Source organism: Bradyrhizobium australafricanum, from assembly GCF_020329495.1.
In the GTDB taxonomy this organism is placed as follows: domain Bacteria; phylum Pseudomonadota; class Alphaproteobacteria; order Rhizobiales; family Xanthobacteraceae; genus Bradyrhizobium; species Bradyrhizobium australafricanum.
The window spans coordinates 140,862-153,847 of sequence record NZ_JAGKJL010000009.1 but is presented as its reverse complement, the minus strand read 5'-3'; the positions used below and the strand labels follow the sequence as shown (position 1 = coordinate 153,847).

The window sequence follows — 12,986 nt, the reverse complement described above, 5'->3', positions numbered from 1 at the left end:
CCAAAAAGGCGCCGCGGCGATCAGCTCGCGGACGCCTCGTCCTTGGCGTCGCCCTTCGCCGGCTCACCCTTGGTACGCACACCCGAGATCATCTGGCGCATCTGGCGCACGCGAACGCCGTCCGAAATCTCGAACTCGATCTGGTCGTCGTCGACCACCTTGGTCACCTTGCCGACCAGGCCGCCCGAGGTCACCACGGTGTCGCCGCGGCGGATGTTCTTCACGAGGTCCGCATGGTCGCGCACCTTCTTCTGCTGCGGGCGCAGAATCAGGAAGTACATGATGACGAAGATCAGCGCGAATGGCAGCAGCGACATCAACATGCTGTTGGTGTCACCAGTCGCTCCAGCCTGGGCAAACGCAGGAGTAATCAGCATTCGGACGATCCTCGGATAAGACGGGAAAGAACCGGCAGCGCCCTCGGATTCGGGGCGGTATGGCGGTCCGGACAAATTCGCGCGGACTATAGCGGCCGCGGTCCCAATTGCAACGTTAACGGACCTTCATTTAGGGCGCTTGCGGGACCGCCGCCAGCCCGATAAGGCTGCGCCGTCAGGAACTGGACAAATGCCGAAAAAAGCCAAGAAAACGACCAGTAAAACAACCCGCAAAACCACCCCCAAGGCTGCCGCCAAGCGCGCTGAAAACGCCGCGACAAAACGCCCGGTAACGGCGCTCGACGGCGCAGCGGCCGAGCGGATCGCGAACGCCCTGGAGGTCATCGCCAGCCGCCTCGCGGACGCCTCCCCGGCCCTCGATCCGGCCGAGACCTTCGGCGCCGCGGACGCCTTCGTCTGGCATCCGGACGGGCGCCTCGCCCCGGTGCCGCGCGTCAGCCGCGTCGAGATCGGCCTGCTCAAGGGCGTCGACCGGATGCGCGATATCCTGATGGAGAACACCGAGCGCTTCGCCGACGGCCTGCCCGCCAACAATGCGCTGCTCTGGGGCGCCCGCGGCATGGGCAAGTCGTCGCTGGTCAAGGCCACCCATGCCAGCATCAATCTCGACCGCAAGCCGGCCGACCGGCTGAAGCTGATCGAGATCCACCGCGAGGACATCGAGAGCCTGCCCGGCCTGATGGAGCTGCTGCGCAGCTCCTCCTTCCGCTTCATCGTGTTCTGCGACGACCTCTCGTTCGACGGCAACGATGCCTCATACAAGTCGCTGAAGGCCGTGCTGGAAGGCGGCATCGAGGGGCGCCCCGACAACGTCATCCTCTATGCGACCTCGAACCGGCGGCATCTGCTGGCGCGCGAGATGATCGAGAACGAACGCTCGACCGCGATCAATCCCGGCGAAGCGGTCGAGGAAAAGGTGTCGCTGTCGGACCGCTTCGGCCTCTGGCTCGGCTTCCATCGCTGCAGCCAGGACGAATACCTCGCGATGGTGAAGGGCTATTGCGACCATTACGGCATCAAGATCGCCGAGGACGAACTCGAGCGCGAGGCGCTCGAATGGTCGACCACCCGCGGCTCGCGCTCGGGCCGCGTCGCCTGGCAGTACACGCAGGAGCTCGCAGGCCGGCTCGGCGTGCGGCTTAGTGGCAATTAACAGGAATGGGAGGCATAGCCCTCCCGTCATCGCCTGTGTAGCCCGGATGGAGCGCAGCGCAATCCGGGATCGGCGCACGCCGCGAGTGAGCTCCCGGATTTCGCTTCGCTCCATCCGGACTACGCGGCCGAGCGGCAAGTAATCGTCGCTCCAATCGTCAAAACAAAGCGGGGGAGGCTTGCGCCTCCCCCGCTGTCTTTGTTGTGAGACTTGGAAGTCCCTTGAAGTCCCGACGCGTAGCTTACGCGCCGTTGAGGAACTGGAGCGGATCCACCGGCGACGATCCCTTGCGGATCTCGAAGTGGAGCTGCGGCGAGCCCGCCTCGCCGGACTGGCCCGACTTGGCAATCACCTGACCGCGCTTGATGGTATCGCCGCGCTTCACCAGGATTTCGCTCGCATGGGCGTAGGCGGTGACGTAGCCATTGGAATGACGGACCAGCACGAGATTGCCGTAGCCCTTCAGCTCATTGCCCGAATAGGCGACGACGCCGTCTTCGGCCGCTTTCACCGGCGTGCCCTCGGGCACCGCGACGTTGATGCCGTCATTGACCTTGCCGTTGGTCTTCGAGCCGTAGGCGGTGATGACCTTGCCTCGCACCGGCCAGCGGAAGGTCGGCAACGCGCCGGTGGCCTCGCTCGACTTGGTGACGACGGGCGCTTCAGCGGCGGCCGCCGGCTGCTCGACCGTCGCGGTCGGCTGGACCAGCCGCGCGCTCTGCTGCGGCAACGCGGTTGCAACAACCTTCGGGGCCGCGACCGCCGGCGCCGGAGCCACGGCAGCAACCGGCGCGGCGGCAACAGGTTGCGCAACGGGCGCGGGTGCCGCCATCGCCGTCTTGGCGCCGGGCACCACGAGCTTCATGCCGAGGCTCAGCCGGGCCGACTGGTCGAGATTGTTGGCGCGGGCGAGTTCGGCCACCGGAATGTGGTGCTGGCGCGCGATGCTGTGCAGCGTGTCGCCGCGATTGACATAGTGGACGCCGGCGGGCGCGGCTGCCACGGCGACAGGGCGCGCGGCCGGTGCGGCCATTGCGGGCGCCGCGGCCGACGCCGTCGGGCGCGGAATGACCAGCTGCTGGCCGGGCGACAGCGCGCGCGGTCCCTTGTAGCCGTTGGCGCGCAGGATCTCGGCGGTCGAGACGTTGTAGCGGCGTGCCAGCACTTCCAGCGTATCGCTGGTGCCGACGATGATGGTGGTGCCGTTGTGCCCGGCAGGGGCTGCGGCGACCGAATGCGGAACGGTGCCGGTGGATTCGATCTGCGGACGCGCGGGCGGCGGCGTGTAGGACGAGACCCCGCGCCCTCCTCCGGAGACGCCGGCATTGCCATTGGCGACCGGATAGGACTGCGGCGCCGCTGCGACCGGCGGCGGCAACGGCTGTGACTGGTATTGCGAATACTGCGGTTGCGTTCGCGGCCGCGCGTATTGCGGCAACTCGCGCGGCGGCGGCGCCTGCTGCACGGTGCCGGTCGGCTGCGGATCAAACGCAAACGGATTTTGCGAGTAGGAGTTTTGCGAGAAGCGCGACGACATATCGGCGCTGCAACCGGCAAAAGCCATGGACATCAGCGTCAGCACCGCAACCTGCGGTACGCGACGCGAGCGAAGCAACTCAACAACCCCAGACATGGTTACTCACTCGTACGCAACAAAAGACTGTTTTGAGTAAACACGTACCGAGTAAATAACCGCTTAACCCTGCGAATAAGGCGTTGGTGCCAAGCAGCAAATCGCCAAATTTACAATTCGCGCGCGATTCCCGGCAACGCCGGCACAAAGCGGACGTCGACCAATTCCTTGCGGTCGAAGCCGTTCTCGGTCCGCACCACGCGGACGAGGGTCTGGATACCCTGATGCGGCCCGACCGGGGCGATCAGGATGCCGCCGGGTTCGAGCCGCTCCAAGAGCTTCTCCGGGATCTGCTCCATCGCGGCGGTGACGATGATGCGATCGAAGTCGCCTGCCCCGGCCGGAACGTCGAAGCCGTCCCCGAGCAGCACCTCGATATTGTAATAACCCAGCTTTTCGAGGCGCTTGCGGGCGCCGTCGGCCAGCGTCCGGTAGCGCTCGATGGTCAGCACCTGCTTGCACAACCGGGACAGCACGGCCGCCTGATAGCCCGAGCCGGTGCCGATCTCGAGCACGCGATGGTCCTTCTGCAGTTTCAACTGCTCGGTCATGTAGGCCACGACGAAAGGCTGGCTGATAGTCTGCCCACAGGCGATCGCAAGCGCGCTGTCGCGATAGGCCTCGTTGCGATCGCGCGGATCGACGAAGACCTCGCGCGGCACCTCCTCCATCGTACGCAGCACCGCCTGATCGCTCACCCCACGCCGCCGCAGGGTCAGCTGAAACATCATCTTCTCGGTCGGATCGGGGTTCACGGCCATGTTCATCAGCGTCTCTGGGCGGCAGCGCGGAATCTTGCCCTCTAGTGTGCTGAATGCGAAGTTCGTGCGATTTCGCGGCAGCCACTTTCACGAACTTCGCATTCATAAAGCACACTAGAATCATAAGTTTGCTAGTGTCCTTATCGAATCCGAAGTTCGCTCCGAACGTGCGGCAAATGATGCGAACTTCGGATTCGGGACACTAGATGCCATTGAAATCCGAAATACCGCGTTAAGGAAAAATTTCCCGTCGCGTTTTGTTCCCGGCCAGGAACCCATCGCCAGATTTGGCATTGGCGCCGGCCCGGCTCCCTCACATATAATCGGCGGCGATGCGCAGTTAACGTCTGGGTGGCGCAGATCAGGGCGCTCGTAGGGTCAACACACCTCGTTGGCTGTTGGGCAAATCTTGCGCAGCAAAGCCCGCCAGCGCGATGCGGAAAACGCTGTGGCGCGCCGGAAAAGGACCAATTCCCGAACGTTTGCATTGCGCGCTGTAATGTTATTTGCGAGCCTGATTCAGGGAAGGGCAAGGATTCCATCATGACAGCGATACGGCCGGCGGGCTGTTCAGTTTTCCTCGTAGAGGACGAGGTCATGATCCGGATGATGGTCGCCGATATGCTGGAGGAACTCGGCCATAGCGTTGCGGCCGAGGCCGGCGAGATCGGCGAAGCGGTCAAGCTTGCGCAATCGACCGAATTCGACCTCGCGATCCTCGACGTCAACGTCAATGGCAAGGTGATCACCCCGGTCGCCGAACTGATCAACGCCCGCAACCGCCCCTTCATCTTCGCGACCGGCTATGGCTCGTCCGGCCTGCCTCCGGAGTATCGCGACCGTCCGGCGCTGCAAAAGCCCTTCCAGCTGGAAACGCTGGCCCAGGTGATCTCCAGCGCGATGAAGGGCGCGCCGGTTTAACGGCAAGTTGCGCGCGTAGCCCGGATGGAGCGAAGCGTAATCCGGGGACTTCACAACACGGGTGCCGGATTTCGCTTTCGCTCCATCCCGGCTACAGATTCCCCGAGGATTACTTCAGCGTATCAATCAGCGTTTCCGAAAATGCTTCATCGGTGCGATCGAGCCGCAGCGGTGTGACCGAGACGTAGCGCGCCGCAAGCGCGGCGAGATCGGTGCCTTCGGCCGGCGCATCCATCATCGCCGCGCGCTCGAAGCCGATCCAGAAATATGGATTGCCGCGTCCATCGTGACGGCGATCGATCTTTAGGAACCCCTGATTGCGCTTGCCCTGCCGCGTGATCCGGATACCCTTCACGTCATCGGGCATGCAGGACGGGAAGTTGACGTTGATGACGGTGTTTCTGGGGACGCCGGCGCCGATCACCTTGCGAATGATGTCGGGTCCGAATTTCAGCGCGGTGTCCCACAGCGGCGCGTTGCGCGTCTCAATCGAGAATTCCTGCGACAGCGCGAATGACGGAAAGCCCAGAATGGTGCCTTCGAGCGCGCCGGCGATGGTGCCGGAATAGACCACGTCCTCGGCGACGTTGCGGCCCTTGTTGACGCCGCTCAGCACGAGATCGGGCAGCTTGTCTCCGAGAATGTGGCGCGCGCCCATGATGACGCAATCGGTCGGCGTGCCGCGCACCGCGAAGTGACGCGGGCTGACCTCGCGCAGACGCAGCGGATCGTTGAGCGACAGCGAATGCGAGACGCCGGACTGATCGAGCTCGGGGGCAACGATCCAGACGTCGTCGGACAACGCGCGTGCGATCTGCTCGACGACCTGCAGGCCTGGAGCATGGATGCCGTCATCATTGGTGCAGAGAATTCGCATCCGTCAAAGTGCCTCTTGTTCCGATGCGGCGCGGGTATCTTACGCTGCGGCTTCTTGAGTTGACTGCCGTCTTAACCGGCTAGGGCCGCGGAGGCAAACCTGGCGATGGCCCGCGCCATCGTGCCGACGTCACGCGCCATGGACGGACAAATCGCGCGCTGCCGGCGATCTTGCGCTCGAACACTGGCCAGGCCGCCCTGGCCGGCCGCCGAGCAACCGCGATCACGGGCGTTGGCCGCGGCGCCTCTGGCACTTTGACCCGTGGGGTCTGACGCAGTTCGGCCCCGAGACCTCGGGACGCGACAGCTTCTGACCTTGGAGGCTCGGGCTTGGCGGGTTCAGGCTTGGCAGGTTCAGGCTTGGCAGGTTCAGGCTTTGCTTCAACCTTGGGAGCTTCAGATTTGAGAGCTTCAACCTTGGGAGCTTCAACCTTGGGCGGCTCAAGAGCAATTGGTGCGGTTTGGCGAGGCTCAGGCTTGGGAGGCTTCGGAAGCTCCGATGGGGAGAGCTCGGAATTGACGGGATCGGCCGTGATGGAATCGGCCTTGGCGGGTGCGGTCGCGAGCGACTCGGTTTTCGGAGCTTCAAACGCGCGAGGCTCATCCCTGAGCGGTTCGAGTTTGGGCGGCACCGGAGCCACCGCTTCGCCAGGTTTTGCGACCGGCGCCGTCGCAGCCGATTTCGATTTCAGCCTGGCCAGCAGCTCCTCGATCGAGGGCACCGATGTCGCGTCAAGCGGCGCGCGCGGCGCGGCCGGCGGCGTCGCCCGGACCGGCGGTGGCGGCGACGCAATCGGTGCAGGTGGTGGCGGCAGATCTGCCGGCGCCAATTGGGCGAACTTGCCGCGCGCGATCTCCAGCGCCTTGTCGAAGTCCGGCCTGTCGATCCAGGCCTTCGATTGCACCTCGGTCACGCGCGCGTCCCACAGGCGCGCGGCTTCGATGTCGTAATAGCCCATCTGCTTCTGATTGATCAGCTGCAGACCGTGGCCCGTGACGGCCCATTGTCGACCTAGCCAGTGGATGTCACGGTGCAGCGGCATCACACTGGCCCTCGCCTCACATGCCGTGCTCGATGACCTTGAGCCCGCCCATATAGGGCTGCAGCACATCGGGCACCGCGATCGAACCATCTTGCTGCTGATAGGTCTCCATGACGGCGATCAGAGCGCGCCCGACCGCCGTGCCGGAGCCGTTCAGCGTATGCACGAAGCGCGGCTTGCCGTCGGGGGCGCGATAGCGCGCGTCCATGCGGCGGGCCTGGAAATCGCCGCATACCGAGCAGCTCGAAATCTCGCGATAGGCGCCGCCGTCGCCCTGCCCCGGCATCCACACCTCGATGTCGTAGGTCTTCTGCGCGGAGAAGCCCATGTCGCCGGCGCACAGCGTCATCACACGATAATGCAGGTCGAGCTTCTGCAGAACCTGCTCGGCGCAGGACAGCATGCGCTCCAGCTCATCCTTGCTGGCTTCCGGCGTCGTGATCGACACCAGCTCCACCTTTGTGAACTGGTGCTGGCGGATCATGCCGCGCGTATCGCGTCCCGCCGCGCCGGCTTCGGCACGGAAGCACGGCGTCAGCGCGGTGAGCCGCATCGGCAGTTCCTTCTCGTCGAGGATGGATTCGCGCGCGAGGTTGGTGAGTGGCACCTCCGCCGTGGGGATAAGCCAGAGGTTTTGGGTGCGCTCGGTGCCGTAGAAATTTTCGACCGACGATTGCCGGTCTGCATCCCGCGCCTCTCCCTTTATTATTTTCCCTAAGTGATCGATCTCAGCTTTCATCAGGTTTAGCCCCCTGGCCATACCCCGAGCCGTCTGAAACTGATCCTCTTCAAATTTTGGCAGTTGCCCCGTACCAAACATCACGTCATCACGCACGAGGAGCGGCGGACTTATTTCCGTGTAACCGTGTTCGTTGGTGTGGAGGTTGAGCATGAATTGACCAATCGCTCGCTCCAGCCGCGCCAATCCTTTCTTGAGCACCACGAACCGGGAGCCCGATAGCTTCGCTGCGCTCTCGAAATCCATATTGCCGAGTGCGTTTCCTAGATCATCGTGCGGCTTTGGTGCAAACGCGTATTCACGCCCTTGGCCAAAGATGTGATGCCGCTCGTTCCCGTGCTCATCAGTTCCATCGGGTACTTCTTCAAGTGGAAGATTTGGAATTTCCGCGAGCAGATCGCGCAGTTCTTTGGCCGCATCCCTTTCTTCTTTTTCAGTGGTGGCGATCGTGGTCTTTAACTCCAACACTTCGTCAGTCAGCCGCTTGACAGCGACTTGGTCGTTGTTCTTCCTCGCGATCTCATTTTCCTTCGAAGCGGCTTTCCGCCGAGTCAAAGCTTCCTCATGCACACGAACAATCGCTCGCCGACGATTATCAATCGAGAGTATGTTGTCTGCCGAAAATCGGCGACGAGCCTCCTCGTCGAGGTTGCGCCTTGCTAGCCGCCAGTCAAACTCTGATTGGTTTTCTCGGATCCATTTGATGTCGTGCATGAGTATTTTTGGCCCTGGCCGCGGTGTCGCTAACTACCAGCAATTGTGCCGATGGTTGTGTGCGTCTGCAGTACCCCGAATGGGGCGATTTTGGAACAGCGAAGACGGCCCTACTCAGCCGCATTGGTCGCCCCGGACGAGGCATTCGAGGTCGCGGCCTTCTTTTCCACGATCCGGACCGCGATGATGGCGCCCTCGTAGAGCGCGAGCAGCGGGATCGCGAGCGAGGCCTGGCTCAGCACGTCGGGCGGCGTCAGCACGGCGGCGATGATGAAGGCGATCACGATGAAGTAGCGCCGCTTCTCCTTCAGCATCTTCGAGGTGACGATGCCGATGCGGCCGAGCAGCGTCAGGATCACCGGCAGCTGGAACGCGATGCCGAAGGCGAAGATCAGCGACATCATCAGCGAAAGATATTCGCCGACCTTGGGCAGCAGCTGGATCTGCGCGGTCTCCGCGCCACCGGCCTGCTGCATGCCGAGCGAGAACCGCACCAGCATCGGCAGCACGACGAAATAGACCAGCGCCGCGCCCATCACGAAGAACACCGGGGTGGCGATCAGATACGGCAGGAACGCGTTGCGCTCATGCCGGTAGAGGCCGGGCGCGACGAATTTGTAGATCTGGGTGGCGACGATCGGAAACGAGATGAAGCCGGCGCCGAACAATGCGAGCTTCAGCTGGGTGATGAAATATTCCAGCAGCGCGGTGTAGATGAACTTCGAATTCTCCGGCCCCGCGATCCAGACGAACGGCCAGACCAGCACGTTGTAGATCTGCTTGGCGAAGAAGAAGCAGATGATGAAGGCTACGCCGAAGCCAAGCAGCGCCTTGATCAGCCGCGAGCGCAGCTCGATCAGGTGATCCATCAAGGGGGCCTTGCTGGCCTCGATGTCTTCGGCGCTCATGACGCCCTCGCGTCCTTGAGCGCGTCGCGCTGTACCGGCGTCACGTCCTGCGGCGCCGGCTCGCTCTTCACCTCATTGGTGATCGCGAGCGGCTCGCTGGCGGCCGCATGTGCCTCGGCCTCGACGAAGGTTTCCGGCGTCGGCTCGGCGGGAGTCGTGGGCGTCACCGGTGTGTCACTTGACGCCACCGGTGCGTCGATTGCGGACGCGACCTGCGCATCGACCGGCTTGTCGATCTGCAGCGCGTCGCTGACGTCCTTCTGCAGCGAGGTCATGATGTTGCCGCTGGTGATGCCGGTTGCGGCCTCCTTGACCTCGTCGAAGCTCTTTTTGAGGTCGGCCATCTCGGCCTCGCGCATGGCTTCCTGGAATTGGCCCTGGAATTCGGAGGCCATCTTGCGGGCCTTGCCCATCCATTGCCCAACCATGCGCAGCACGCCCGGCAGTTCTTTCGGGCCGATGGCGATCAGCGCGACGACCGCGATGACGACCAGTTCACTCCACCCGATATCGAACATGAATTCTTCCGCCTAAGCGCGCCGCCATCGAGCCCCATCGCTCCCAACAGGATCTGGGGCTGCCGGCGCCTTTTCTCAATCGGCGTCCATAGCGCGTCTGTGCGACGGCGTCACCGTTTCGCGCAAGAAAAAACGTCGAAATATGCGTCAGTACAAGCGCGTTAGACGGCTTTGCTGCCGACGTCCTGGCGCGCGGCCGACGGCGCCGCATTGTGATCGATCGACTTGGTGGGCTCGGTCTTCTCGGCGACCTTGTCGTCGTCCTGCATGCCCTTCTTGAAGGCCTTGATGCCCTGGGCGACGTCACCCATCAGATCGGAAATCTTGCCGCGTCCGAACAGCAGCAGGACCACTGCGATCACGACGATCCAGTGCCAAATGCTCAACGAACCCATCCTGCAACCCTCCAGAAATGGCCGGCGGACCGGCCTGAACTTTGCCGGAAGGTAGGCCCGCGGGGTGTCAAAAACAAGGACCTCGGCCGCGGCAAATCGCTGTCGCGGCTACGTAATATTGCTAGGCTTAACCGGGAATATTCAGGCTTATTCGCCCTTATCCTCGGTGTCGGCGTCATCACCCGCGTGGTCGGCGCGGTCTTCCGGCTCGCCGGTGTCAGGTTCGGCCGCATCCGCGTCAGAGGGAACGTCCGCCTCGACCTCCGCTTGGGCGGTCGTTTCGGCCTCAGCAGTCCCAACCTCATCAGCCGTTTCTGCGTCGGCCTTCGGTTCCTCGGCTTCCGGCTCGACCGCCGGCGCCAGCAACAGTTCCAGCGTATCACCCGGCTCGAGCGGCTCCTCGTCTTCCCGCAGCGTCGCGTCATCCGACGGCGACGGAACGGAAAATCCGGTCGGCAGACGCGAGTCGAGCAGACCCGTGCCCTTCAGCTCCTCGAGCCCTGGCAGGTCGCCGAGTGCTTCCAGGCTGAACTGCGACAGGAACGCGTCGGTGGTTCCGAAGGTGAGCGGACGGCCCGGCGTCTTGCGGCGGCCACGCGGCCGGATCCAGCCGGTCTCGAGCAGCACGTCGATCGTACCCTTTGACGTGACCACGCCGCGAATCTCTTCGATCTCGGCGCGAGTCACCGGCTGGTGATAGGCAACGATCGCCAGCACCTCGATCGCTGCACGCGACAGCTTCCGGGTTTCGGTGCTTTCGCGCGTCATCAGCCACGACAGATCGCCGGCGGTGCGGAACGTCCACTTGTTGGCGACACGCACCAGGTTGACGCCGCGCGGCGCGTATTCCGCCTGCAGCTGCGCGAGCGCCGCCTTGACGTCGACGCCGTCGGGCATCCGCTTTGCCAGCGTTGCCTGATCGATCGGCTCGGCCGATGCAAACAACAGGGCTTCCAGGAGCCGCAATTCCTCAGGACGCGCCACCGGATCCATAGGAGAAACCTCCTCCTCGGGCTCTTCTCTGCGCACTTCCGCCAAGCTTGCCATGGGCTTGCTCTCCTTCTTCCACTTACTCAACCGACAGGTCCGGCGCCGCCATTGCGGCCTGCGCTTGACGTTTTCGGAAATAGATCGGCGCGAACGCCTGCTTCTGGTTGATCTCCATCTCACCCTCGCGAACCAGCTCGAGGGCGGCAGCGAAGCTCGATGCGAACACCGTCGCCTTCTGCTTGGGATCTGCGACGTACTTCATCAGGTACTCGTCGAGGCAGCTCCAGTCCTCGGCGAGGCCGACCAGCCGCTCCAGCGACGCGCGCGCTTCGGCGAGTGACCACACCGTCCGCTTGGCCAGATGCACCGAGGTCAGCACGCGCGACGCGCGCTGCGTGGCATAGGCCGACAGCAGGTCGTACAAGGTCGCGGTGAACTTCGGATGCTTGATCTCGGCGATCGATTCCGGATTGCCGCGCGGAAAGATATCGCGCTGGAACTGCGGCCGGTTCATCAGCCGGTTCGCCGCCTCGCGGATCGCCTCCAGCCGGCGCAGCCGGTTGGCGAGCGCGGTCGCCATTTCCTCGGCGCTCGGCCCCTCCGCGCTCGGCGGCTCGGGCAGCAGGAGCCGCGACTTCAGGAACGCAAGCCAAGCCGCCATCACCAGATAGTCGGCCGCAAGCTCGAGGCGAATCTTGCGGGCAGCCTCGATGAACGAAAGATACTGGTCGGCAAGCGCAAGGATCGAGATCTTCGACAGGTCGACCTTCTGCTGCCGCGCCAGCGTCAACAGCAGGTCGAGCGGGCCCTCATAGCCCTCGACGTCGACCACCAGCGCCGGTTCGCCCTCGGCGAGGTCGGCCGGCCGCCCGGTATCAAACGAAAGAATTTCAGCGGTCATGCCGTCCCTACCCGATCCAACAACGCATCCAGTTCAGCCCGTGCCGCCTGCCGGTCGAGCGGCTCAGGCGGCTTGCGCGCGGCGAGCGTCGCATTGGCGCGCTCAAGCGCCTTGCCGGTCAGTTCCGGCGTTTCGCGTGCGACCTCGCGCATCTCGTCGATATTGCCGTTGCAGTGCAGAACCATGTCGCAACCGGCGGTGACGATGGCGCGGGTCCGCTCGGCAATCGATCCGGCCAGCGCATTCATCGACACGTCATCACTCATCAACAAACCTTGGAACCCGATCAGGCCGCGAATCACCTGTTCGATGATTGTCGCAGAAGTCGTCGCCGGATGGACGGGGTCGAGCGCGCTAAACACAACATGTGCAGTCATGGCCATCGGGAGGTCCGCAAGCGGCTGGAACGCGGCAAAATCGGTCCGTTCCAGCTCGGCCCTAGCGGTATCAACGGTCGGAAGCCGGAAATGGCTGTCCGCCGTGGCCCGGCCATGGCCGGGAATATGCTTGAGAACCGGCAGCACCCCGCCCTGTTCCAGCCCGTCCGTGACCGCGCGGGCGATCGCCACGACCTTGTCCGGGTCGGTTCCATAGGCCCGGTTGCCGATCACCGCATCCGCCCCGGCCACGGGAACGTCGGCCAAGGGCAGGCAATCGACGGTGATTCCGAGATCGGTCAGATCGGCCGCAATCAGCCGTGAACTGAGCCGGGCTGCCGCAAGCCCGAGCTTCGGATCGATGTCGTAGAGCGCCCCAAAGCTCGCGCCAGGCGGATAGGCCGGCCAATGCGGCGGGCCGAGCCGCTGCACCCGCCCGCCTTCCTGGTCGATCAGGACCGGAGCATCGGAAACGCTGACTGCGGACCGGAGTTCCCCAACAAGAGCCGCCACTTGGGCAGGACTCTCGATGTTGCGCTTGAACAGGATGAAGCCCCATGGCCGCTCGGCGCGAATGAATTCGCGTTCGGCGTCGTTGAGGATCAGCCCGGATATGCCCGTGATGAATGCGCGGTTCGTCATTCGGCCGATTAGGCCGT

13 protein-coding genes and 1 pseudogene are annotated in these 12,986 nt (G+C 63.7%); 2 read left to right on the top strand and 12 right to left on the bottom strand.

Translation table 11 applies throughout. From position 1 onward, the window contains the following. Nucleotides 1-20: 20 nt before the first annotated feature. Nucleotides 21-377, bottom strand: coding sequence for a preprotein translocase subunit YajC (gene yajC, locus J6525_RS11140; protein WP_026192737.1), 357 nt, complete (start codon nucleotides 375-377; stop codon nucleotides 21-23). A 190-nt stretch (nucleotides 378-567) separates the two neighbouring features. On the opposite strand from yajC, the gene J6525_RS11135 reads away from it, so the two are divergent. Continuing rightward, entirely contained in the window at nucleotides 568-1,551 is a 984-nt protein-coding gene (locus tag J6525_RS11135) for an ATP-binding protein (RefSeq protein ID WP_028342068.1), read from the top strand. A 241-nt stretch (nucleotides 1,552-1,792) separates the two neighbouring features. Here J6525_RS11135 and J6525_RS11130 read toward each other — a convergent pair whose 3' ends face one another. After that, entirely contained in the window at nucleotides 1,793-3,184 is a 1,392-nt protein-coding gene (locus J6525_RS11130) for a LysM peptidoglycan-binding domain-containing M23 family metallopeptidase (protein WP_076828627.1), read from the bottom strand. A 110-nt stretch (nucleotides 3,185-3,294) separates the two neighbouring features. Continuing rightward, nucleotides 3,295-3,951, bottom strand: coding sequence for a protein-L-isoaspartate(D-aspartate) O-methyltransferase (locus J6525_RS11125; RefSeq protein WP_176936930.1), 657 nt, complete (start codon nucleotides 3,949-3,951; stop codon nucleotides 3,295-3,297). A gap of 537 nt (nucleotides 3,952-4,488) precedes the next feature. Here J6525_RS11125 and J6525_RS11120 point away from each other — a divergent pair. Next, a complete protein-coding gene (locus tag J6525_RS11120) occupies nucleotides 4,489-4,866 on the top strand; it encodes a response regulator (protein WP_026192734.1) in 378 nt (125 codons plus the stop codon). Nucleotides 4,867-4,975: 109 nt separating this feature from the next. Here the strand turns inward: J6525_RS11120 and surE are convergent, their stop codons facing one another. The 9 genes and pseudogenes from surE to nagZ form a co-directional block, all read right to left on the bottom strand. Beyond that, nucleotides 4,976-5,743, bottom strand: coding sequence for a 5'/3'-nucleotidase SurE (surE, locus tag J6525_RS11115; RefSeq protein ID WP_028332131.1), 768 nt, complete (start codon nucleotides 5,741-5,743; stop codon nucleotides 4,976-4,978). Between the two features lie 79 nt (nucleotides 5,744-5,822). Beyond that, nucleotides 5,823-6,785 (bottom strand): hypothetical protein, encoded by a 963-nt coding sequence (locus J6525_RS11110; protein ID WP_225644356.1) that lies wholly within the window; start codon nucleotides 6,783-6,785, stop codon nucleotides 5,823-5,825. 16 nt (nucleotides 6,786-6,801) lie between these two features. Beyond that, a complete protein-coding gene (serS, locus tag J6525_RS11105; protein WP_225644354.1) occupies nucleotides 6,802-8,238 on the bottom strand; it encodes a serine--tRNA ligase in 1,437 nt (478 codons plus the stop codon). Nucleotides 8,239-8,348: 110 nt separating this feature from the next. Beyond that, a complete protein-coding gene (tatC, locus tag J6525_RS11100) occupies nucleotides 8,349-9,146 on the bottom strand; it encodes a twin-arginine translocase subunit TatC (protein ID WP_225644352.1) in 798 nt (265 codons plus the stop codon). Further along, entirely contained in the window at nucleotides 9,143-9,664 is a 522-nt protein-coding gene (gene tatB / locus J6525_RS11095) for a Sec-independent protein translocase protein TatB (RefSeq protein ID WP_225644350.1), read from the bottom strand. Before tatB ends, tatC begins: the two co-directional genes overlap by 4 nt. A gap of 161 nt (nucleotides 9,665-9,825) precedes the next feature. Continuing rightward, the gene (locus J6525_RS11090; RefSeq protein WP_028332136.1) at nucleotides 9,826-10,059 is read right to left on the bottom strand and encodes a twin-arginine translocase TatA/TatE family subunit; all 234 of its coding nucleotides are present in this window, start codon (nucleotides 10,057-10,059) and stop codon (nucleotides 9,826-9,828) included. A 192-nt stretch (nucleotides 10,060-10,251) separates the two neighbouring features. Continuing rightward, nucleotides 10,252-11,106: pseudogene (scpB, locus tag J6525_RS11085) on the bottom strand (SMC-Scp complex subunit ScpB); the annotation flags it as partial. Nucleotides 11,107-11,128: 22 nt separating this feature from the next. Continuing rightward, the gene (locus J6525_RS11080; RefSeq protein ID WP_225644346.1) at nucleotides 11,129-11,950 is read right to left on the bottom strand and encodes a segregation and condensation protein A; all 822 of its coding nucleotides are present in this window, start codon (nucleotides 11,948-11,950) and stop codon (nucleotides 11,129-11,131) included. Then, a complete protein-coding gene (gene nagZ, locus J6525_RS11075; protein ID WP_225644344.1) occupies nucleotides 11,947-12,969 on the bottom strand; it encodes a beta-N-acetylhexosaminidase in 1,023 nt (340 codons plus the stop codon). The genes J6525_RS11080 and nagZ overlap by 4 nt, the downstream gene beginning before the upstream one ends. Nucleotides 12,970-12,986 lie beyond the last annotated feature (17 nt).

Coding starts and splice junctions, on each gene's coding strand:
- J6525_RS11135 (WP_028342068.1), top strand. CDS start 568: ATGCCGAAAAAAGCCAAGAAAACGACCAGTAAAACAACCCGCAAAACC.
- J6525_RS11130 (WP_076828627.1), bottom strand. CDS start 3,184: ATGTCTGGGGTTGTTGAGTTGCTTCGCTCGCGTCGCGTACCGCAGGTT.
- surE (WP_028332131.1), bottom strand. CDS start 5,743: ATGCGAATTCTCTGCACCAATGATGACGGCATCCATGCTCCAGGCCTG.
- J6525_RS11110 (WP_225644356.1), bottom strand. CDS start 6,785: ATGCCGCTGCACCGTGACATCCACTGGCTAGGTCGACAATGGGCCGTC.
- nagZ (WP_225644344.1), bottom strand. CDS start 12,969: ATGACGAACCGCGCATTCATCACGGGCATATCCGGGCTGATCCTCAAC.
- J6525_RS11125 (WP_176936930.1), bottom strand. CDS start 3,951: ATGAACATGGCCGTGAACCCCGATCCGACCGAGAAGATGATGTTTCAG.
- tatB (WP_225644350.1), bottom strand. CDS start 9,664: ATGTTCGATATCGGGTGGAGTGAACTGGTCGTCATCGCGGTCGTCGCG.
- J6525_RS11120 (WP_026192734.1), top strand. CDS start 4,489: ATGACAGCGATACGGCCGGCGGGCTGTTCAGTTTTCCTCGTAGAGGAC.
- serS (WP_225644354.1), bottom strand. CDS start 8,238: ATGCACGACATCAAATGGATCCGAGAAAACCAATCAGAGTTTGACTGG.
- J6525_RS11090 (WP_028332136.1), bottom strand. CDS start 10,059: ATGGGTTCGTTGAGCATTTGGCACTGGATCGTCGTGATCGCAGTGGTC.
- J6525_RS11080 (WP_225644346.1), bottom strand. CDS start 11,950: ATGACCGCTGAAATTCTTTCGTTTGATACCGGGCGGCCGGCCGACCTC.
- tatC (WP_225644352.1), bottom strand. CDS start 9,146: ATGAGCGCCGAAGACATCGAGGCCAGCAAGGCCCCCTTGATGGATCAC.
- yajC (WP_026192737.1), bottom strand. CDS start 377: ATGCTGATTACTCCTGCGTTTGCCCAGGCTGGAGCGACTGGTGACACC.